Below are 20,908 nucleotides of genomic sequence, written 5' to 3' on the forward strand. Positions count from 1 at the left end.
TTGAGATTGCACTCACTTTTTTCACTTCTCTATTTTATTGCGATCGCATTCCTCTTTAAAAACTGTCCGGAGTATTGCTTGATTCATCAATATTTCACGATATTCTTGAGCCAAGGCAGTATTTTTCTGTCGCAGGGGATGAACTAGCACTTCTACGAGCGTTACTGTTGATGTCACTATCCTAAAATCACCGCGATTAAACGATCTAAAGAAAAGCAGCATCATCTCTAGATATTTTGGATTTTGCTCCATAAAGTAAATCAGAGGCGCAGTATCCAATCCGACAACTTGTCCCTGTAGCTGAGCTATCCATTCCATGAATCTCTTTCCCGATCCACATATTCTTGAGCATCAATCCCCTGCCAAATTTCCTTACCCAAGCCTGATAATTCTAAAATACTGCGCTTCGGCTTAGGAATCACCCGTTGACGAATATGTGCAAACAATTCAGAGATGAGGCGCATTTGCTCATCTGGTGCAAGTTTTAGAACCTGAGTCAGTACCGTGCTGTAAGTAGACATAGACTCTGCATTAAGATTTTTTGGCTGATTGTCATTATAGCAATTTAGGAGCGAAGGAAGTACGATCGCCCTTATTTTCCAAAAGCGCGATCGCCCTTATCTTCCGCAAGTGCGATCGCCCATCTTTATTAAGCCTCAAACGGGTTAATCAGTGTGAGTTCAGCAATCCACCGAAAATCCCCTATATTTCTTGTTACTAAAGTTCTGCCATATACCAAAGCTGTTGCCGCAATAATAGCCTCCCCAAGTGTCATTATCCTTATCTGTCGCAACAGCACTGCGCGCTCGAGTACAGCGTTAGAAATTGGTATAACCTCCACCACACCAAAGAATTCCTCAAAGTACAATCTATACTCTTCAGTTAGCCCATGATAACCCAAGACTTCAACGTAACTTATTGCCGATACAACTATGTCATTTTCGCCAATAAAATGCCTAATCTGCGAGTTTTCGGGCTGGGAAGCGTAGATAATAATATCACTGTCTAGCAGCATTCATTATTAATCCCTACCTGGAAGTAAACGGTCTTGACGCAAATCTCGCTGCCATTCCACTGGATCGCTAATATCAGCAAAGACATTATTTGCTGCAATTTTTTCCAATATTTCAACTATTCTCTGACGGCGAAACTCCGCACTTAAAGTCCATCGCTCTTCTTGTAAAGTAACGTAAACTCTGACAGGGCGATCGCCTTGTCTTGGAACCTCATTAGCCCATTCTAAAACGTTTCCCTTCAATGTAGCCTCAAATATTCGCTGCATAGCTAATATCAAATATTCTTTATCTCTACTATTCTAACCCTTTTGAGCATTAAAGGTACTTGTTGGATTATACCAGATAGTCGCAAATCGAGTTCCTGCGGCCCCGATATTGCCTGCATTGCGATCGCCCTGAACTTCCCCTGCATGGAAATTGAGTTTTGAGGAATATTGCCAGTAACTTTAATGTTATCACCTACGCTTCAACCCCAGCACGCTGAGAAAAAAGCTCGACAAAACCATCTGCAAACCTACAGTCAGGCAAGTGAGCGAGGGAATAACCAAACGCAGAGTTTTAGAAGGATCGAGAGTACCGAAAGCCGTTTCGCTCCAGATAGTTAATGACAAGAACGAGCCAACTATTCCGATTAAAATCAGCGTGACTCCGACAATCAATCCTGTCTCTAACGTGACATAGCGAAATATTTTGTTGAGTTTGGGGTCTTCGGGCAGGAATTTCTCGCTGATGGCAAAAATCTTGGTGAAAAAAGCGAAAGTTACTGCTTGAAAACCGATGATAATTGCGATCGCACCATACAGCAGCGTGTGTACATCAAAGCTGATACCCCCGATTTTTTGAGTACCGGGCAACAGCCAAATGCTAACAATTAGACCCCAAATCATCAGCGCAGTACCCGGATACAAAAACAGCCACCGAGGACTGTAAAGCAGCAAAAATCGGAGGTGCCGCCAGCCATCTCGCCAAGTTCGCAAGTGTGGCGGTCGGCTGCGGCCGTCGGGAGAAAGTACGGTTGGGATTTCAGTTATCCGCAGCTTGTATACAGAGGCCTTGACCACCATTTCGCTAGCAAATTCCATCCCCGTTGTTTGCAAGTCGAGTTTCAAAATTGAGTCTCTCCTAAAACCCCTGAGTCCGCAGTGAAAATCGCCGACGGGACTTGCAAAAAATAGCCGCCCAACCCATGTCAGCACCGGATTTCCTAAATATTTGTGCAGCGGCGGCATTGCACCCGGTTTGATGCCCCCTTGAAAGCGGTTTCCCATCACTAAGTCGAAACCTTCTCGCAATTTGTTGACAAAAAAGCCGAGGTTGGAAAAATTGTAGCTGTCGTCAGCATCGCCCATGATAATATAAACTCCGCGCGCTGCCATGATGCCTCCCATCAGGGCGCTGCCGTAGCCTTTGGCTGCTACGGGCACGACTCTTGCTCCCATTCTGGTAGCTATATCTTGAGAACCGTCAGTGCTGCCGTTGTCTGCTATGATTACCTCGCCGGCAATATCAAGTTCGCGCAGGGACTTCTGTGCCTTCTCGATGCAGATTTCTAAAGTTTCTGCTTCGTTCAGACAAGGCATGAGTATCGATAGTTCTAGAGTATATTCTCCGTTTGGGTTGGTCTGCTCTGCCATATATTTGTTCCACTCTCGATCGCGATCGACCATACTTGATTTTCCCGTATCTCTGCTTAAAATATTAGTGGTGAATAAAACCTAGCCAAACTTAATTAAAGTTTTTCAGGTTTTTGGGAACGGCAATTTTTGATTGTACTATAGGTTAGTAAATTTATGAATAGAAGCGTTTTTATGTTATTGCTTGCCGCAATATTGTGCGGCGTCGCAGGTCAATTTAGTCTGAAGGCAGGAGCTAAAATATTAGGGCCCATTGGCGCTGCTAATTTAATAGAAAAAATTATAGCAATGGCTACTCAGCCGTTGATAGTAGGTGGTCTTTCTTTGTATGCAATTTCTTCGATCGGCTTTATTGTAGTTTTGTCGCGGGCAAACCTTAGCATAGTCTCGCCTTTACTGTCAATTAGTTACCTGTTTACTGTTTTAGGTGGCAAACTTATATTTCACGAGCCTTTGCCACCGCTGCGGTTGGTAGGCGTGGGGCTAATTATGACAGGAGTAATTTTTGTACTCAGAGGTCAAGCTGGGGGAGTGACTGGAGGCAACTAGCGAGCGCTTTTAAGATTGACGCTTGAGTGCTGAATTGATAATTTAGGTCAAAGGGTGTATTTGAGCCTTCTCTTATGAAATGATGCTGCTGTATGTCTAATATTTCTGAGCCTGTGAATCCCCATCAATTATTGAGCGATCGCACCGCAGTTCTTGCTACTATGCACCAAAAAGAACGGGTGATGGCTCCCGTTTTGGAACGAGAATTGGGCGTAAATATTCTAGTACCTGCGAAGCTTGACACTGACGCATTCGGCACCTTCACCAGAGAAGTTAAACGCTTAGGAACTCAAATAGAAGCGGCTCGCCATAAAGCACAAAAAGCCCTAGAAATTGCCGGCGAAACTCTGGCCTTTGCCAGCGAAGGTACTTTCGGCCCTCACCCAATGATGCCGTATCTGCCAGCTAACAGAGAAATCGTAATTTTATTAGATCGAGCCAACAATCTAGAATTAATCGGCGACTCTTTCTCGGTTGAAACTAACTACAGTCACCAGTTAGTTTCCAGTATAGAACAAGCAGATGATTTTGCTAAAAAAGCTGGATTTCCCGAACATGGAGTGGTGGTTATAGTTGGCGACGCTGAACTCGGTAACGGCGAATTTGTCAAGGGCATTAGGACAGAAAAACAACTTTTTGACGCTGTGACAGCAGGCTTAAAAAAATCGTCAACCGGCCGAGTTCATATCGAAACAGATATGCGGGCGATGTACAATCCAACTCGGATGAAAAACATCGAAAATGCAACTCTCGATTTAGTTAAAAAATTTAAGCAATTCTGCCCGGAGTGCGGTTGGCCGGGATTCGATATTGCTGAGACGAAAATCGGATTGCCCTGCGGACTTTGCTATTTTCCGACTCAGCTAGCGCAATCGGCAATCTATAAATGCAAAAACTGTGGTTATACTAAAGAAAAACTATTTCCAGACGGTAGAGAGACTGCCGATCCTTCCCTGTGTCAATATTGCAACCCTTAGAAAAATAATTGGCTAAACTTAGTAAAATTTGCAACAATATTATTCATAGTTCCCTAATAAAAATCACTAATGATAGCCGTAGAAACAGAACGCAACTGGAAACCCGTTATTAAAGAATTCGAGGCTGTAGTTGGCAAAAATGGCGTTGTGCAGCGCCGAGAAGAATTGATTGTCTATGAGTGCGACGGACTTGCCAGCTACCGCCAGCGCCCCGCCATGGTGGTATTGCCTCGAACTACCGAGGAAGTGGCGCAAGTGGTCAATATATGCGATCGCAACTCAATTCCCTGGGTGGCTAGAGGCGCAGGAACAGGCCTTTCCGGCGGCGCTTTGCCTGTAGAAAACTGCGTGCTGATTGTCACTGCCCTGATGCGAAAAATTCTGAAAGTAGACTTAGAAAATCAGCAAGTAGTCGTGCAACCGGGAGTAATTAATAACTGGGTAACGCAAGCAGTTAGCGGCGCTGGTTTCTACTACGCGCCAGATCCTTCCAGTCAAATTATTTGTTCGATTGGCGGCAACGTTGCAGAAAATTCTGGCGGGGTTCACTGCCTCAAATACGGAGTCACAACGAATCACGTTTTAGGATTAAAATTGGTACTTCCAGACGGTTCTATTGTCGATGTCGGTGGCGAAATTCCCGAAATGCCCGGTTACGATTTAACTGGTGTATTTGTCGGTTCCGAAGGCACTTTAGGAATCGCTACAGAAGTTACTCTGCGAATTCTCAAAGCGCCGGAATCGATTTGCGTTCTCCTAGCGGATTTTTCCAGTATAGAAGCCGCGGGCGAATCAGTTTCCGATATTATCAGCGCTGGCATTATTCCCGGCGGCATGGAAATTATGGACAACATCAGCATCAATGCTGTGGAAGATGTGGTGGCAACTGGATGTTATCCCCGTGATGCGGCGGCAATTCTACTCGTTGAAATCGACGGTTTAGAAGTGGAAGTTGCCACAAACAAACAGCGGATTGCTGATATTTGCAAGCATAACGGAGCGCGAAATATCACCACGGCAACCGACCCGGAAACGCGCCTAAAAATTTGGAAAGGGCGGAAAGCTGCTTTTGCGGCGGCGGGTCATCTCAGCCCGGATTATTACGTGCAAGACGGCGTAATTCCGCGAACGCAAATGGCGTATGTTTTGAAAGAAATTGAGGGTTTGAGCGAGAAATACGGTTATCGAATTGCTAATGTTTTTCATGCGGGAGACGGGAATTTGCACCCGCTGATTCTGTACGATAACTCGGTAAAAGGTGCGCTGGAAAAGGTGGAAGAATTGGGCGGGGAAATTCTTAGGCTTTGTGTGAAAGTTGGGGGAAGTCTTTCGGGGGAACACGGCATCGGTGCTGATAAGAAGTGTTTTATGCCGGATATGTTTTCGGAGGTAGATTTGGAGACGATGCAGTGGCTGCGTCAGGTGTTTAATCCGAAAGGTTTGGCGAATCCTGGGAAGATGTTTCCGACGCCGAAGACTTGCGGGGAAGCGGCGAGGGCTAAGGTTGAAACTTTTAAGAAGTTGGAAGGTGCGGAGGTTTTTTAATTCCCTATTTATGGGGTAAGGTGAGCCGAAAAGCACCTGATAATTGTCTCTACAATGGGGATGCAAAACCTCTAAGTATGCGTTCCCAGCCAGAGTATGGTAACGATAAAAAACGATAAAAATCGTTTTTTACGAGTGCGAGATTCCCGCTCACTTGCTTGCCTATATATCACGTTGGTAAGGTGCAGATTGCACATTTCGCGCTAATGTGCGATCGGCATTTTGATAGTAAATTCCGTACCATTACCCAATTCCGAAGTACAATATAATTCGCCTTTGTGTCTTTCTACAATAATTTGATAGCTAATTGACAAACCCATTCCCGTGCCTTTGCCAATGGGCTTGGTAGTAAAAAAGGCATCAAATATGCGCTGTTTGACTTCCTCCGTTATTCCTGGGCCCTTGTCGGCAATTTTTATTTCTACAAAATTGCCGACAACTTCCGTAGAAATCCTAATCTGGCTGGGATTTTCTAGCATTTCTTGACAATTTTGCCTACTGTTCGCATCTTCTAAAGCATCGATCGCATTGCTGAGAATATTCATAAAAACTTGATTTATCGGTCCAGCAAAACACTCAACAGTCGGCAATTCTCCGTATTGTTTTAGGATTTGAATTGGCTGCTTTTCTCCGTTCCCTTTCAAACGGTGATTGAGAATTAACAGCGTGCTGTCAATACCTGCGTGGAGGTTAACAGGTTTCATCTGTGCATCGTCCTGCCGCGAAAAGTTCCGTAGCGACTGCACAATCTGGCAAATGCGATCGACACCAACGCTCATTGAAGATAGTATTTTAGGTAAATCTTCAGCTAAAAAATCGAGATCATTTTTTTCTCTTTCCTCTTGAATTTCGGCGACTGGATTAGGATAGTGCTGTTGATAAAGTTCGAGGTGGTGAAACAAGTCTTGAGTATAATTTGTGAGATGAGCGAGATTGCCGTAAATGAAGCTGACTGGGTTGTTGATTTCGTGAGCGACGCCAGCAATTAGCAATCCCAAACTCGACATTTTTTCGCTTTGAACTAATTGGGAATGAGTGGCTTTGAGTTCGTCCAGCGCCGCTGCTAGTTGAGCTGCTTGTTCTCGGCTTTGTGCTTCGGAATTATGCAATGCTTCTGCGGCTTGTTTGCTGTGGGTGATGTCTCTCTGTACGCCGATAAAATGAGTTAATTTACCCGTTCTATCGCGCACGGGAGATATTGAGAAACAATTCCAGAAAGCGGTTCCGTCTTTGCGGTAATTCTTTAATATTACCTTGCATTCGCTTTCTGCTTGCAAGGCTTGGCGAATTATTTCTACTGCCGCCGGATCGGTATCGCTTCCGTGCAAAAATCGACCGTTTTTCCCGATAATTTCCTGCCGCCGATAACCTGTCATGCTTTCAAATGCGGGATTGCAATAAATAATTGGATTTTCGGGGTCAGTGGCGTCAGAAATCGTAACTCCAGTGCTAGTAGCTGCGATAGCTCGATCGTACAACCAAAGCATTTCTTCTGCGCGTTTGCGATCGGTAATGTCCCGCAGCGTAGCTAAATAAGCCATTTCTCCGTCCCATTCCGTTTCCACCACACGCATTTCTACTACAGCATTTGCTTTTTGCTTGCGAATAGCTTCAACTTCTGTTTGCACGACGCGAGTTCCTGGTGCTTCTGTTTTTCCAACTTGGGGAATAATATCCGTCGCCATCTCAAGGTCGCAAGCTGAAACTTCTACTACTAAATTGCCAAAAAATGCTTGCCCTAAAAGTTCCTCTGCCGTGCAGTTAAACAGCGCTTCTGCTGACTGGTTGGCAAAACAGACAAGTCCTCGCTTGTTAACGATTGCGATGCCGTCACCATTTTTTTCGATCACATTCCGAAACCGAGATTCGCTAGCTTTCAACTGCTGGTTTAGCTGTTCCATTGCTCGCTCCATCTGCTGCAGTTCGCACAGACTAAGACTATAAGCTTCAGAAATGTTTGCCTCTGTCGAATTCTCGGCTCTTTTTTTGGGAATCTGTTGGTACTCTGTTCTATGGGTCATATTGTGATCAGTTTTTTTATGATTCCTGCTAATATTACTGAGCTTATTTTCTGGATCTGCTTCTTGAAAAAACATATTTCAGCCCTACTAAATTGTTGTTTAGATTAAGGTGTTGCGCTCGCCCAATTTTCCGGGAAATTTAGGGAGAGAGCAATTTACACCCGATGCTAGCACATTACTTTTAGAATTCATCATAAAACATCGTTAAAATTCAAGAGCATCGCCATTAATTTATCTATTAAGTTTTATTAAGTAATTTCACCAACATTGACACTTACGTAGCGACATGAACTGTGCAAGCTGAATATGGCTTCAATCCCCCTCGCACTCACAAAATAACCAGTTCCACGCGCAAGTTCTACATATTTAGAAGCCACTGGTCAGTATAAAATATTATATAAGTTTGACAAAAAATATGGTTTAAAATAAGCGAACTCATCTTTAAATTATTAAAAATAATCATACTTAGCCATTACCAAATCATCTCCCTGCCGCCAGATTTGGTATATAATATAACCTGTCTATTTTTATGATCGCAACTTCAAACCAATGGCACGTCTAGCACTTCTGAGCACATCCAATAAAACCGGACTAATCGACTTAGCGCGCAGTCTAGTAGAAGAATTTGAATTTGACATAATTAGTAGTGGCGGGACAGCAACGGCCCTCAAAGAAGCAGGCATCCCAGTCACCAAAGTTGCGGAATATACTGGTTCTCCCGAAATTTTGGGAGGGCGAGTGAAAACACTTCACCCACGAATCCACGGTGGCATTTTAGCACGCCGCGATGTACCGGAAGACCTCGCAGATTTAACCGCAAATCACATTCGGGCGATCGATTTAGTTGTAGTCAATTTGTATCCATTTGAAGAGACAATTGCTAAGCCAGGAGTTACTCTAGCAGACGCAATTGAGCAGATAGATATCGGCGGGCCGGCAATGTTGAGAGCCTCAGCCAAAAACCACGCTCATTTGACAGTGTTGTGCGATCCCGAACAGTACAATAATTATTTAAAAGAACTGCGGGAAAATGGCGGTCAAGCATCCTTAGAGTTTCGGCAAAAATGTGCGCTAGAAACCTTCAAACATACAGCCAACTACGATCGCGCGATCGCAACTTATCTCAGCAGCAGCCAATCCGCTGAAGAATCTTCGCTACCAGACGAGTTTAATTTATCAGGAAAAGAGTTGCAAACTCTGCGCTACGGCGAAAATCCCCATCAAGCCGCCACCTGGTATCAAAGCGGAAGTATACCGACAGGCTGGACGACTAGCACCATCCTGCAAGGTAAAGAATTAAGCTACAATAATTTAGTAGATTTAGAAGCAGCAAGGCGGCTGATCGTAGAATTCCCCGACACACCCGCCGCCGCTATTCTGAAGCATACAAATCCTTGCGGCACAGCCTTGGGAACAACTATTTCTGAAGCGTATCAAAAAGCCTTTGACACCGATTCAGTCTCAGCTTTCGGCGGCATTGTCGCCCTCAATCGCCCCATTGATGCTGCTACCGCAACGGCCTTAACTCAAACATTTTTAGAATGTATTGTCGCGCCAGGGTGCGAACCAGAAGCCGAACAAATTATCAAGAAAAAGGCGAAAGTTCGAGTATTAATTTTGCCAGATTTGACTCAAGGGCCGCCACAAACTGTTAAAGTTATTGCAGGCGGTTTGCTGGTGCAAGACTCAGACAATATAGTAGAAGAAACTAGCAAATGGCGGGTTGTTACTGATAAACAGCCGACGGCCCAAGAGTTGGAAGAATTGCTGTTTGCTTGGAAAGTAGCGAAACACGTCAAATCAAATGCGATCGTTGTGACGCGCGATCGCACTACAATCGGTGTCGGCGCCGGACAAATGAATCGCGTCGGCTCAGTTAAACTAGCATTGGAACAAGCAGGAGAGAAGAGCAAAGGAGCGATTTTGGCCAGCGACGGTTTCTTCCCCTTCGACGATTCAGTCAAAACTGCGGCTGAGGCGGGCATAATTGCGATCGTCCAACCGGGAGGAAGTATGCGCGATCGAGATTCCATTGAAGCCGCCAACCAACTCGGAATCACAATGGTTTTCACCGACATCCGCCACTTCTTGCATTAGGAATAATACCTAAAGCAATTCTCAATTGTGTATTTTATTGTAGGGATACAATAGTGTTTATTGGTCTTAACTTAAGTCGGAATTTCTTTGTATCTCTGGTTTTACTCTAAGTCTCCATCCCCCTAAATCCCCCTTAAGAAGGGGGACTTTGAGAAGAATCCTGTCCCGTCTTCCGACGGGAGACTTTGACACTCTTGTCTCCCCCTTAACAACGGGAACTTTGACACTCTTGTCCCCCCTTTTTTTAGGGGGGTTAGGGGGGATCTGGAAGACTATGACACCAATCAAAACTGTTATATCCTACCCAGTGTCCGCTTGCGTCCTTCAAAAATTATGACTTACACTCAACCGCAAATTAAACCCCAAGACATAAAAGTCAAAATCCTCCTCACTGGCGGACATCAATGCACCGTCACCCTTAAATCTGATACACCATTATTGCACAGCCTTGTCAAAACATTAGTCGATCGCACTCAACAAACACCCGGTTTTTCCACCTTATTTCAAATCCCTATAGACGGAGGCCGTTCCGCCCTTTCTTTTCCCGGCGAAAACCTAGTCGGATTAGTCACCGAACCCCCAATTTACTTGCAGGAACTGCAACCCCAGCAGCTTGCAACTCCCGTAGAAATTCCCGTCACAGAAATTCCCGCCCCTGCGCCGCCTGTAAATGACGATTTAATATCTCGCTACGCCCAAATAGACAACTTTTTGACCCCTGCAGAAAAGAATAAACTCATCAAATATGTCTTAGCAAAAGAATCAGAATTTGTGAGTACCAGCACCTCAACTAATGCCGAAGATTACCGCCGTTCGATGGTACTCCACTCGTTCCCCGAATTTTCCGAACTGATGGTTAATCGCATCAAAGCAATTCTCCCCGACGTGCTCAAGAGTTTAAATATTCCGTCATTTCCCCTGGGTGAGATAGAAGCTCAGCTAACCATGCACAATGACAACAACTTTTATAAACTTCACAACGACAGTGGCTCGCCAGATACCGCCAGCCGATTTTTTACTTACGTTTACTATTTCTATCGAGAACCCAAGGGTTTTTCTGGTGGCGAGTTGCAGATTTATGACAGCAAAATCGAGAACAATTTTTATGTGGCGGACAAGACATTCAGAACCGTGGAGCCTCGCAATAATAGCATCGTATTTTTTCTAAGTCGCTATATGCACGAAGTTTTGCGAGTTAGCTGTCCCTCAAAAGCTTTTGCTGATAGCCGCTTTACTATTAACGGCTGGGTACGCAAAGCAAACTGAGGTTAATTCATTGTCCTGGACGCACTAATTACCTAATTTTGTCATTCTGAGTAAAGCGAAGAATCTCAAATTATTGCCACACCGTTACAATGCGTAAGTCCCGATATGTGAGCTTTTTCACTTCGCAAAGCCTACCCTCAGAATGACAGAATTACCTTACTCAAAACTATTTAATTCTTACTCCTGTGCTCCTGCATTTTTGAGCAATTGCACCACATTGGAATAACCCTTAAACTCAGCCAGCATTAAAGCTGTATAATTTCCCGGATTTTTGTGGTTTATTTCTGCACCAGCAGCGATTAAAATTTTTACTGCATCAGCATAACCCCGATGTGCGGCCCACATTAAAGCAGTTGCGCCGGAATCATCTAGCAAGTTGACATCGGCACCTTTTTCCAGCAATAATTGGACGATCGCAATATAACCGCGATCGCACGCCTTCATTAAAGCCGTTTTCCCCAAATCCGCCGGGATATTGGGATCAGCACCGCCGTCAAGCAAAGCCTTCACCGTCTCGGTATGTCCGTGAAAAGCAGCCAGCGTCAAAGCCGTCTCCCCAAAGTTTTTAGCATTCAGAAACTCAGCCCGATTTGAATTTACTTTTTGCAGTAAAGCCGATACGATCGCACTATGGCCGTGAACAGCCGCCACCAGTAAAGGCGTATCGCCCAACCGATTTCTCGAACCGACACTAGCACCTCGGTTTAAGAGCAATTCCACCACATCTTCACAGCCTTCAACCACCGCAAAATTCAAAGCAGTTTCATCATCTTTATCCTTAGCGTTGATATCCGCGCCAGCATCGAGTAAGATATGGGCGATCGTCGCATTTCCGCCAGCAGCAGCGGCCATCAAAGCCGTGCCCCCATCTCCATTTTTCACATTCGCATTAGCACCCCCACCAAGCAAAGTTTGCACCACATCAGTATTGCCGGCATCCGCAGCCAAAGTTAAAGCAGTTTCTCCGTTTTTGTCGGGAATTTCGACACCAGCACCAGCAGCCAACAGCGCCTCGACAACAGCCAAATTTCCCGCCGTCGCAGCCAGCATCAAAGCAGTTTTGCTCTCTAGATTTTTAACATTAGCATCCGCCCCACTATTGAGCAAAATTCGCACAATTTCAGCGCTACCTTGACGGACAGCTAAAAACAGCATAGAATTGTCAGCAACAGCACCCGCCTCCACCAAAGCTTTTACAACAGCTTCATGACCGGATAAAGCAGCTATTTTCAGAGCAGAATCTCCATCTTTATCTCGCACATTTACATCAGCATTAGCATCAAGTAACATCCGCACAACATTGATATCGCCCTTCAGAGAAGCCGCCATTAAAGCCGTACTTCCATCATCATTTTTAGCATTAACATCAGCACCCGCAGCCAACAACAGTCGCACAGAGTCAGCCTGTTTGTGAGCCGCCGCCAGCATCAAAGCCGTTAGCCCAAAACGCCTGCTCACCTGGTTGACATTAGCGTCATTGTTTAGTAGAGTACGCACGATTTCTGTATAGCCCTTTTGGGCCGCAAACATCAAAGCCGTCGTCCCCTCAGAGTCTTTGGCGTTAGCGTTAACATTCTTAGCGAGTAAAGCTTGGACGTGAATAATGTTGCCAGTCTTGGCGGCTTGAATCAATACAGCGTCTTGTTTAGTGGCAGCCATAATAGTCTCTCATACCGTATATTTTTACCGTCGCACGAGACGGCCTGACTGGTATGCTAAGTTTTATGAAGTATGTTTGCTAATCCTCAGAACACTATGAATCTCGAAATTCCTCAGTCAGTGAAAGTTTGGAGCCAATTCTTCCACCCAGTTTTAATGTGGGTACTGCTGGCTATCTCATTTTATGCTTTGTATCTCGGGCTGCAAATCCGACGTACCAGAAGCGCCGAAGGCGAAGTCAAAAAAGAGTTAATTAAGGGCAAATTCAACATCAAGCATCACCAGATGGGTTCTTTGCTGCTAGCCTTGATGGTAACGGGTGCAGTGGGCGGAATGGCCGTCACCTACATCAACAACGGCAAACTATTTGTCGGGCCACACTTGCTAGCAGGGTTGGGAATGACGGCAATAATTGCGATCGCAGCCTCGCTGACTCCTTTGATGCAAAAAGGCAGTGATTGGGCGAGAAACACTCACATCTTTCTGAATATTGTGCTTTTGGGGCTGTTTGGCTGGCAAGCGGTATCAGGCGTGGAAATCCTGCAAAGAATTATCAGCAAAATGTGATCGTTTGGGTAAGATTGCTAATTGCTAATTGCTTTGGGGCGATTAGTGATTAGCAATTTAATTGTCAGATTATCCTGAGCCTCCTTGTTATACAATAGAGTGGCAGTTTAAAACAGCGACGGGGTGCGATCGGCATCAGTTGCGTTTACGGTTAGAGTCTCTCAATTGTATTCCAAAGTTTAAGGTTCCGGCGTTGTGGGCGGATAGCTGGTATCAACGATGTTTTCTGGGGTTTGGGAAGATGGCGGAGTATCATAAATCTTGCTGATTACTTGAGACAATAAGGTTCTGTATGCTTGCTGAGGATGAGTTGGTTCGTCAGGATATTTGACTTCTAGTAATTTTTCTGACAACATTGGATTAATAAAATGAGTCCTAATTGTTTCAGAACTGCGATTCAATAGTTCACCTAATCTTTTGGCAGTTAAATATCTTTCCGAGCAAAGTTTCAGAATAGTATTTCTCATTAACTCAGGGCTTACCCGATTTTTTTCTCGCACAGGAGTAGCTATTTCTAGTAAAAATAAGTTTTCATCATTATGCACAGAGTTAGGCTCGTTATGCACGGAGCTTGATTCATTATGCACGGAGCTTGACTCGTTATGCACGGAGCTTGACTCGTTATGCACGGAGCTTGGCTCGTAATGTTCGGAGCTTGACTCATAATGTTCGGAGTTGGGAATCAGGGAGAGTAAATCAGGTTGACCTTTATGTGGTAGAGCATACTGAGTTCCACGCCCACGACCAGAGCGTTCTAACCAACCATTATTTACGAATCGCTTGAGACATTCCCCTATATCTCTGGGGTGTTCTCGGCTATAACACTGAATGTCAGCATTGCTAATTTCTCCTGATTGATGTGCCAGTATCAAAATAATGCGCTCTAATTGTGTTAGTTGGCAGTAGTCATCTCCCACGATTTCCCTTAACTCTTTTTCAACATTTTCGGGAATCATGCTCACCATTGGTAAAGCAACAAAAGTCATCTCTAACTCTAACTTCTCTGATACCAAGGGAAACCATTGCTGCTCTATCCATGCGCGGATCATCTTTCCAAAGCCCGATCCTGCTTTTTCTCCTAAGCCAAGCATTTGAAACGTTTTTTGCAAATTAGGATTGCGAGGATCGCTAACGCCACCTTCGTAAAGCTGCTGAAGAGAAATTCTCAGACGACCCGGATTAGAAAACGAAAAACCATTTTTGTACTTAGTAATTGTTAAAGGGCGAGTTGATTGATGATCGGCATGAATAAGAGTATTGACTAAAGCCTCTCGCAAAGCTTCATGCACATGAGTTTCGCCTCGACGCACGGCATCTTCGTCGAGTTTAAAAGGAAGTTCTAAATCATTAACTAAACGAGTATAAACGCGATAGTAAAAGTTAAATAGATTAGGTTCCCACTTGCCATCAAGTGTTAGTCTGTAAGTCCATCGTGTTTCTGGATCGTCAGAAAGTTGCTCCTGATAATCCAGTTGGTAGTGAGGCAGGGCATCTAAAATGCTTCGTTCCCGACCAAACATCAACAAACCAGCAATAGTTAAGCCTTCTTTACCTGTGCTGCGATCGCGACTCCATCCCCCTAACTGACGCAACAAGTCGGAATCGTCTAATGCCAGCCAAGGATGATCCGGTTCTCTAGAGCTAAACCGTTGACGAAAGGATTTTAAGGTTTCTGCATCGATATCGCTAAGGTCGAAACCTTCTAAAATTTGGATATCTTGAGGTGCATCATTGGCATCGCGCAACATTTGGCGAACTTCAGCATCAGTGCAACGGTAATCCCCCTCATGGTTGCGCTTATATGTCCCAATCATGGGATTATTGTTAATATAAACAGGGCGTTGCGTTCTGGTTGCTCTGGGAACTTTAATAATAACTAAATTACGATCTTCTATCTTCAAAGTTTGTACGTCAGAATTGCCGCAAATTGAGAAGCTCAGTTTTTGCGGATTATTATGATTATTCCAAAACTCTTTAAGTAAACCGTTAGGATTGCGGACACCCGAACTCTCAAACCCTGTGCGAGTTTCTTTAACCCCAAGAACAATATAGCCACCATCTGTATTGGCAAATGCTGATACAGTTTTCCAAACTTCATTATTGGGGAAACCACCGTCAGCAGACTTAAATTCAATGTCTTGGTCTTCTCCAAGGTTGATGCGATCGAGTAATGTTTCTAAATCCATTTAAGTTTTGTCTTCTTTGGAAGAGGAGGGAGGGGTCGCACCAAACCGGAATCACAAGCTCACCAGATTTTAAGGAAGCGATCGCCCTTGCCATATCAAACTCTACCAGATCGATCGCCATGAATGAATTCCACCACAGCATAAACCAACCAGGCGCAACCGGATTCGTAAACTCTGGTTCCTTCTCCCTCAATGGACAAAAATCTGTTATCAGTGACAAACAACTTGTTACTGTAGAAATTAAAAAAGGCGGCACCCAGATTTGAACTGGGGGTGGAGGTTTTGCAGACCTCTGCCTTACCACTTGGCTATGCCGCCGTCACGTCTGAAATTTGACGTTTTCTTATAGTACACCAAATCTCGAAATTTTTAACATACCTGTCAAAAATTTCGTAAAGCGCAGCTATCCCCAACGCGCGTGGGTTCCCGAAGGGTAGGGAATCGCCCTTTTTTCCCATATCCCCAAAACCCTTGTGGGAAGGTACTCTAGAACTATAGCAACGACCCGCAACACCAGCCATGACACCAGTTTCTCCCTTACTCGTCGCCCAAATCACCGACACTCACTTGTTTGCAGAGATCGATCGAGAATGGAAAGGCCTCTCAACAACCCGCACCCTCCAAGCAGTTCTCGATCGCCTGCAACAGATACAGCCGCCGCCCGACTTACTCCTACTCACAGGCGACTTGTCCCAAGACGAAACACCCGAATCCTACCAGCGCCTCGTCTCCCTCATCGCCCCCCTCGGAATTCCCGCCTACTGGATACCTGGGAACCACGACAACATCCCAGTCATGGCAGAAATATTAAATCAACCGCCCCTTTCCCCAGAAAAATCATGGATGCTAGGAAACTGGCAGTTTCTATTACTTTCGAGTGTGGAAGCCGGATGCGACGGCGGGCGGCTTTCCCCCGAAAGCTTGCATTGGCTCGACTCTCAACTGCAACAAACGGGCGATCGACCTGTTATCATTGCCTTGCACCATCATCCGCTGCCGATCGACTCTGAAATAATGGATGGAATGATGCTGCACAATGCCGATGAATTTTTCGCAATTGTCGATCGATATCCTCAAATCAAAATAGTCCTCTGCGGCCACATTCACCAAGAATTTCAACAACAGCGGGGCTCAGTTACCTACTTGGGGACACCCAGCACCTGCATCCAACTTTTACCCAAAAGCCATCCGATTATAGTTGACGAAATCCCCGCGGGATTTAGATTGCTTGAATTGGCGATCGACGGTACTTGGAACACCAGAGTTGAGCGAGTTGCCGCACAATCGCCACCAAATTAATATTTTTTAGTCTGCCTAAAATTATTATCAAATTTACATTCTGTTGTCAATACATCAACAGATAGATTTTTTTTAGCAGCCCCATCTTTTATGATATTTATTAACCATAGATTGCAGACATACGTAAACTAGCAAGCTACGAACATAAATGTCGATCGCAATTTAAAAAAACAGGAAAAACTAAATATATGTCTCAACTCAATGGCGTGATGATGCAGTATTTCCACTGGTACAGCCCCGACGACGGCAGCCTGTGGAATCAGCTAGCGAAATCTGCAAAAGATTTAGCCAAAATAGGCGTTACATCGCTGTGGTTGCCGCCAGCCTATAAAGGAACCGGCGGCGGTATGGATGTAGGTTACGGCGTCTACGACTTATTCGATTTAGGCGAGTTCGACCAAAAAGGGTCGGTACGCACGAAATACGGCACAAAAGATGAGTATTTGGCCGCGATTAAAGCTGCACAAGATGCTGGAATTCGGATTTATGCTGATGTTGTCTTCAACCACAAATTAGGTGCCGATGCAGAAGAAGAAGCCGAAGCCACACCCTTCCATCCCGATAACCGGAATGACACCGTAGGCGAATATCAAAAAATCAAAGCTTGGACGCATTTTACTTTTCCCGGTCGCGATAAAAAATATTCCAGCATGGAGTGGCATTGGTGGCATTTTGACGCCATTGATTACAATGTTTACAACACAGAAACCCATGCCGTTTACCTGCTAAAAGGCAAAGAATTCGATCAAGGAGTAGACTTAGAAAAAGGTAATTTTGACTACCTGATGGGTTGCGATTTAGATATGGACAACCCAGAAGTCAGCGGGGAGTTAAAATACTGGGGTGAGTGGTATGTCGATACAACAAACGTTGACGGCTTTCGATTCGATGCCGTCAAACACGTTAAAGCAGAATTTTTCCAAGAATGGTTGGAACACGTTCGCCACTATGCTCAACGCGACCTATTTGCCGTCGGCGAATATTGGTCTTACGAAGTGGAAGCTTTGCACTACTTCATCCAAGCAACGGACGGAAAAGTCTCCTTATTTGACGCACCCCTCCACTACAACTTCTACGCTGCTAGCAAAGCCGGCAACAGCTACGACTTACGAACAATTTTTGATAACACCCTCGTCCAGCAGCAACCAGCCCTCGCCGTTACCTTGGTTGACAACCATGATTCCCAACCCTTACAATCCCTAGAATCAGTTGTCGAGGCTTGGTTTAAACCCCTTGCCTACGCTTTAATCTTGCTGCGAAGCGAAGGATATCCGTGCATTTTTTACCCGGACTATTATGGCGCCAACTATAAGGATACAGCAAACGATGGCAACGAATACGAAATTTGGTTAGACAAACATCAGTTTATTCTCGATAAATTCTTGTTCGCGCGCCAAACTTATTCCTACGGCAATCAGTACGATTACTTCGACCACGCCAATACCATTGGCTGGACGCGACTCGGAGATGAAGAACATCCGGGCGGCATGGCTGTGGTACTCAGTAACGGAGGCGATGGCACCAAGTTTATGGAAGTCGGACAACCGAATCGAACTTATATTGACATCACCGAACACATCAAAGAATCAATCACAACTAATGACGATGGTTGGGCTGATTTTAGGTGTAACGCCGGTTCTGTTTCGGTCTGGGTGCCACAGCCGTAAAGACTACGTTAAAATTGACGTAATCCTCTGCCTAAAGTAGGGTGTGCACTGCACACCTTACCGCTATAATTAGTACCTTAAACCACTTTTAACTTGCATGATTTTGATGAAAGAAACTTGTTGGTAGTGAGGGCTAAAGTCCTCTCTCTAGTATTATTTTTATGCTATGCGATCGCCCAAAAAAATATTTATCTAAAAAAATATGAAACTTTCAGAAAAAGTTGCAGTTATTACCGGCGGTGGGTCGGGAATTGGTCATGCAGCAGCAATTTTAATGGCCAAGGAAGGCGCCAAAGTTGCTATTATAGATCACATTTTGGAAACGGGGCAAGAAACCGTCCGCCAGTTGGTCAATGAAGGAGGCTGCGGGCTGGCTATTGCCGCAGATGTTGGGGATTCTCAGCAAATGCAACAAGCATTTCAAACAATTTTTGACAAATATCAAAGAATTGATATTGTGTTTGCAAATGCTGGTATTAACGGTGTATGGTCGCCGATAGAGGAGATAGAACCCGATGAGTGGGATCGGACAATTAACACCAACCTCAGAGGAACATTTTTGACTGTTAAGTATGCTATTCCTCATCTGAAAAAACAAGGAGGTTCGATTGTCATTACATCATCAATTAATGGCACCAGAAGTTTCAGGAAAGTTGGTGCCACGGCCTACGCTTGTTCAAAAGCTGCCCAAGTAGCCTTTGCAAAAATGCTGGCGCTAGAACTCGCAGCCTGCCAAATTAGAGTCAATGTGATCTGTCCGGGTGGGGTGCTAACTGCCATTGAGGAAAGCACTGTTAAGCGCCATCTCGATCGCATTCCAGTGGACCCTGATTCCATTCAAGACATGATTCCTTTGACGGATAATACGGCCGGTTCTAGCGAAGAAGTCGCTCAATTAGTGTTATTTCTGGTATCACATTCCTCCAGCTTCATCACAGGTACTGAAGTCTGGATTGATGGTGGCGGTTCTTTGATTTAAAATATTAATATATTATGCGGTTGAAACGGCTTATTGTCAAACGAAGTCGCAGCAGAGGGGTACTAAGAAATAAGAAGGTCTAAGGACTAACTCTCCAGTGTTTGACAGTAGTTTGCAATGTCGGGGGCAGCCACTTATCGTACTGAGGATAAACAGGCAAACGCTGCACGAGTTGCCATCCCGATGCCGCTAAAATTTCTGTTAAGGTTTGGTGTTGCAGGTGAGGATAATCGGGGTTAACTTCATCCCGCGGCCCAATTCCTCCTAAATCTCTAGCACCTGCTTCTAAACAAGCAAGTAATATGTCTGGCTGTGCAACTAAATTCGGCGGAATTTGCAGCCTGATTTGGGATGGTAAAATGCTGCGGGCGATCGCAATTACTTCCGGCATTTTTGTAGCATCAAAAACTTCACCGTCCCAACTTTGCTGATTTCCCGGACTGTGTGGCTGGAGGATAACTTCTTGAATGTGATTGTAACGCGAATGAATGCGGGCGATCGCCTCCAGCGTCTCAATCCAATCTGCCTCACTTTCCCCAATTCCCAGCAGCAAACCAGTTGTAAACGGAATCTTCAATTCCCCAGCCCATTCTAACTGTTGCAGCCGTAGCGCCGGCACTTTACTCGGTGCGTGTCGGTGAACAGTTTGTAACAAATGTGGGGCAAGCTGTTCTAGCATCAGCCCCATCGATACATTTACCTTTTTTAACTGTGCCATCTCCTCAAAGCTGAGCGGTCCCACATTAGTATGCGGCAAAAATCCCAGAGCAAGTGCCAGTTCGCACAAATCGTAAATTCGCTGCAACCAAGCTTTTCGCCGTTGACTGTGAGGGTGTACCTCGCCGCTGAGGATGAGAATTTCAATTACACCTTGAGTTTGCAGGAGCAAAAGCTGTTTTTCGGCTTCTGCGAGTGTTAGCCAAGGGCTTTGCAGCGGTTCTGCCCGAAAATTGCAATAGGTGCAGCGGTTAAAACACTCGTAAGTGGGAACCAGAGTATAAGCAGGGCTGTAGGTGACGTTGCGGGACATTCCTTGGGATTTTTATCGATCGGACTTGTGCAACAACATATATATGTCAATGGGAGTTTTGCGGTTTGCGATCGCAACCCTTCATCTATCTTAACACTGACGCAAGCCCGGAATCTCGTTGTCCAGGTAGATTATGAGTATTCTTCTTTCGTGGGCGATCGTCCACCAATTCCGCATTCAGCTTTTCAACTCCTTATATAGCAAGCCTTCTGGCTTTTAAAAAGCATAATTTATGACACATATAAGAAAAACTGTTCTTAAAAGGCCTTTACAAACTGAAATAAAAGCTTTATGTTTATTTACATGGCGGAACACAAAGCCGTCGCGAACATTGAAAATCAAATAAAGCAATCATAAACAAATGACAACAACCTTACAGCAGCGCGAAAGCGCCAATGTCTGGGAACGCTTTTGTG

General features: G+C 44.9%; 18 protein-coding genes and 1 tRNA gene. 9 read left to right on the forward strand and 10 right to left on the reverse strand.

The genetic code is table 11. From position 1 onward, the window contains the following. Positions 1-21: 21 nt before the first annotated feature. The 5 genes from QUA34_RS27560 to QUA34_RS27580 form a co-directional block, all read right to left on the reverse strand. Positions 22-318, reverse strand: coding sequence for a hypothetical protein (locus tag QUA34_RS27560; RefSeq protein ID WP_333390370.1), 297 nt, complete (start codon positions 316-318; stop codon positions 22-24). After that, positions 306-521: a hypothetical protein gene (locus QUA34_RS27565; RefSeq protein ID WP_333332157.1), complete on the reverse strand. Its 216-nt coding sequence runs from the start codon at positions 519-521 to the stop codon at positions 306-308. Before QUA34_RS27565 ends, QUA34_RS27560 begins: the two co-directional genes overlap by 13 nt. A gap of 128 nt (positions 522-649) precedes the next feature. Beyond that, the gene (locus QUA34_RS27570; protein WP_333390373.1) at positions 650-1,015 is read right to left on the reverse strand and encodes a type II toxin-antitoxin system VapC family toxin; all 366 of its coding nucleotides are present in this window, start codon (positions 1,013-1,015) and stop codon (positions 650-652) included. Positions 1,016-1,021: 6 nt separating this feature from the next. Beyond that, the gene (locus QUA34_RS27575) at positions 1,022-1,282 is read right to left on the reverse strand and encodes a hypothetical protein (RefSeq protein ID WP_333332151.1); all 261 of its coding nucleotides are present in this window, start codon (positions 1,280-1,282) and stop codon (positions 1,022-1,024) included. 189 nt (positions 1,283-1,471) lie between these two features. Beyond that, complete coding sequence (locus tag QUA34_RS27580; RefSeq protein ID WP_333390375.1) at positions 1,472-2,683, reverse strand: glycosyltransferase family 2 protein; 1,212 nt, start codon at positions 2,681-2,683, stop codon at positions 1,472-1,474. A 141-nt stretch (positions 2,684-2,824) separates the two neighbouring features. Between QUA34_RS27580 and QUA34_RS27585 the strand changes: the two genes are divergently transcribed. The 3 genes from QUA34_RS27585 (at position 2,825) to glcD (ending at position 5,721) form a co-directional block, all read left to right on the forward strand. Next, positions 2,825-3,199, forward strand: coding sequence for a transporter (locus QUA34_RS27585; protein WP_333390378.1), 375 nt, complete (start codon positions 2,825-2,827; stop codon positions 3,197-3,199). A 92-nt stretch (positions 3,200-3,291) separates the two neighbouring features. Next, a complete protein-coding gene (locus QUA34_RS27590) occupies positions 3,292-4,176 on the forward strand; it encodes a DUF6671 family protein (protein ID WP_333390381.1) in 885 nt (294 codons plus the stop codon). 69 nt (positions 4,177-4,245) lie between these two features. Beyond that, positions 4,246-5,721: a glycolate oxidase subunit GlcD gene (gene glcD, locus QUA34_RS27595; RefSeq protein ID WP_333390383.1), complete on the forward strand. Its 1,476-nt coding sequence runs from the start codon at positions 4,246-4,248 to the stop codon at positions 5,719-5,721. Positions 5,722-5,924: 203 nt separating this feature from the next. On the opposite strand, the gene QUA34_RS27600 is transcribed toward glcD, so the two are convergent. Further along, a complete protein-coding gene (locus tag QUA34_RS27600; RefSeq protein WP_333390386.1) occupies positions 5,925-7,742 on the reverse strand; it encodes a PAS domain S-box protein in 1,818 nt (605 codons plus the stop codon). Between the two features lie 549 nt (positions 7,743-8,291). Here QUA34_RS27600 and purH point away from each other — a divergent pair. Both purH and QUA34_RS27610 read left to right on the forward strand, forming a co-directional pair. Further along, on the forward strand, positions 8,292-9,839 hold the full coding sequence (gene purH, locus QUA34_RS27605) for a bifunctional phosphoribosylaminoimidazolecarboxamide formyltransferase/IMP cyclohydrolase (RefSeq protein ID WP_333390389.1): 1,548 nt from the start codon (positions 8,292-8,294) through the stop codon (positions 9,837-9,839). A gap of 333 nt (positions 9,840-10,172) precedes the next feature. Further along, positions 10,173-11,105: a 2OG-Fe(II) oxygenase gene (locus QUA34_RS27610; RefSeq protein WP_333332134.1), complete on the forward strand. Its 933-nt coding sequence runs from the start codon at positions 10,173-10,175 to the stop codon at positions 11,103-11,105. 177 nt (positions 11,106-11,282) lie between these two features. Here QUA34_RS27610 and QUA34_RS27615 read toward each other — a convergent pair whose 3' ends face one another. Then, complete coding sequence (locus QUA34_RS27615; protein ID WP_333390391.1) at positions 11,283-12,764, reverse strand: ankyrin repeat domain-containing protein; 1,482 nt, start codon at positions 12,762-12,764, stop codon at positions 11,283-11,285. A gap of 96 nt (positions 12,765-12,860) precedes the next feature. Between QUA34_RS27615 and QUA34_RS27620 the strand changes: the two genes are divergently transcribed. Continuing rightward, the gene (locus QUA34_RS27620; RefSeq protein WP_333041475.1) at positions 12,861-13,331 is read left to right on the forward strand and encodes a DUF4079 domain-containing protein; all 471 of its coding nucleotides are present in this window, start codon (positions 12,861-12,863) and stop codon (positions 13,329-13,331) included. Positions 13,332-13,510: 179 nt separating this feature from the next. On the opposite strand, the gene QUA34_RS27625 is transcribed toward QUA34_RS27620, so the two are convergent. After that, complete coding sequence (locus QUA34_RS27625; protein WP_333390393.1) at positions 13,511-15,517, reverse strand: RNA-binding domain-containing protein; 2,007 nt, start codon at positions 15,515-15,517, stop codon at positions 13,511-13,513. Positions 15,518-15,764: 247 nt separating this feature from the next. Further along, a tRNA-Cys gene (locus tag QUA34_RS27630) sits at positions 15,765-15,835 on the reverse strand. Between the two features lie 201 nt (positions 15,836-16,036). On the opposite strand from QUA34_RS27630, the gene cpdA reads away from it, so the two are divergent. From cpdA to QUA34_RS27645, 3 genes are all read left to right on the forward strand, one after another. After that, complete coding sequence (gene cpdA, locus QUA34_RS27635; RefSeq protein ID WP_333390396.1) at positions 16,037-16,816, forward strand: 3',5'-cyclic-AMP phosphodiesterase; 780 nt, start codon at positions 16,037-16,039, stop codon at positions 16,814-16,816. Positions 16,817-17,004: 188 nt separating this feature from the next. Next, complete coding sequence (locus QUA34_RS27640) at positions 17,005-18,483, forward strand: alpha-amylase (protein WP_333390399.1); 1,479 nt, start codon at positions 17,005-17,007, stop codon at positions 18,481-18,483. A 202-nt stretch (positions 18,484-18,685) separates the two neighbouring features. Further along, on the forward strand, positions 18,686-19,462 hold the full coding sequence (locus tag QUA34_RS27645; RefSeq protein WP_333390401.1) for an SDR family NAD(P)-dependent oxidoreductase: 777 nt from the start codon (positions 18,686-18,688) through the stop codon (positions 19,460-19,462). Positions 19,463-19,541: 79 nt separating this feature from the next. Here the strand turns inward: QUA34_RS27645 and cofG are convergent, their stop codons facing one another. After that, positions 19,542-20,492 (reverse strand): 7,8-didemethyl-8-hydroxy-5-deazariboflavin synthase subunit CofG, encoded by a 951-nt coding sequence (cofG, locus tag QUA34_RS27650; protein WP_333390403.1) that lies wholly within the window; start codon positions 20,490-20,492, stop codon positions 19,542-19,544. Between the last annotated feature and the right edge of the window lie 416 nt (positions 20,493-20,908).

It is taken from the genome of Microcoleus sp. POL10_C6 (assembly GCF_036701585.1).
In the GTDB taxonomy this organism is placed as follows: Bacteria; Cyanobacteriota; Cyanobacteriia; order Cyanobacteriales; family Microcoleaceae; genus Microcoleus.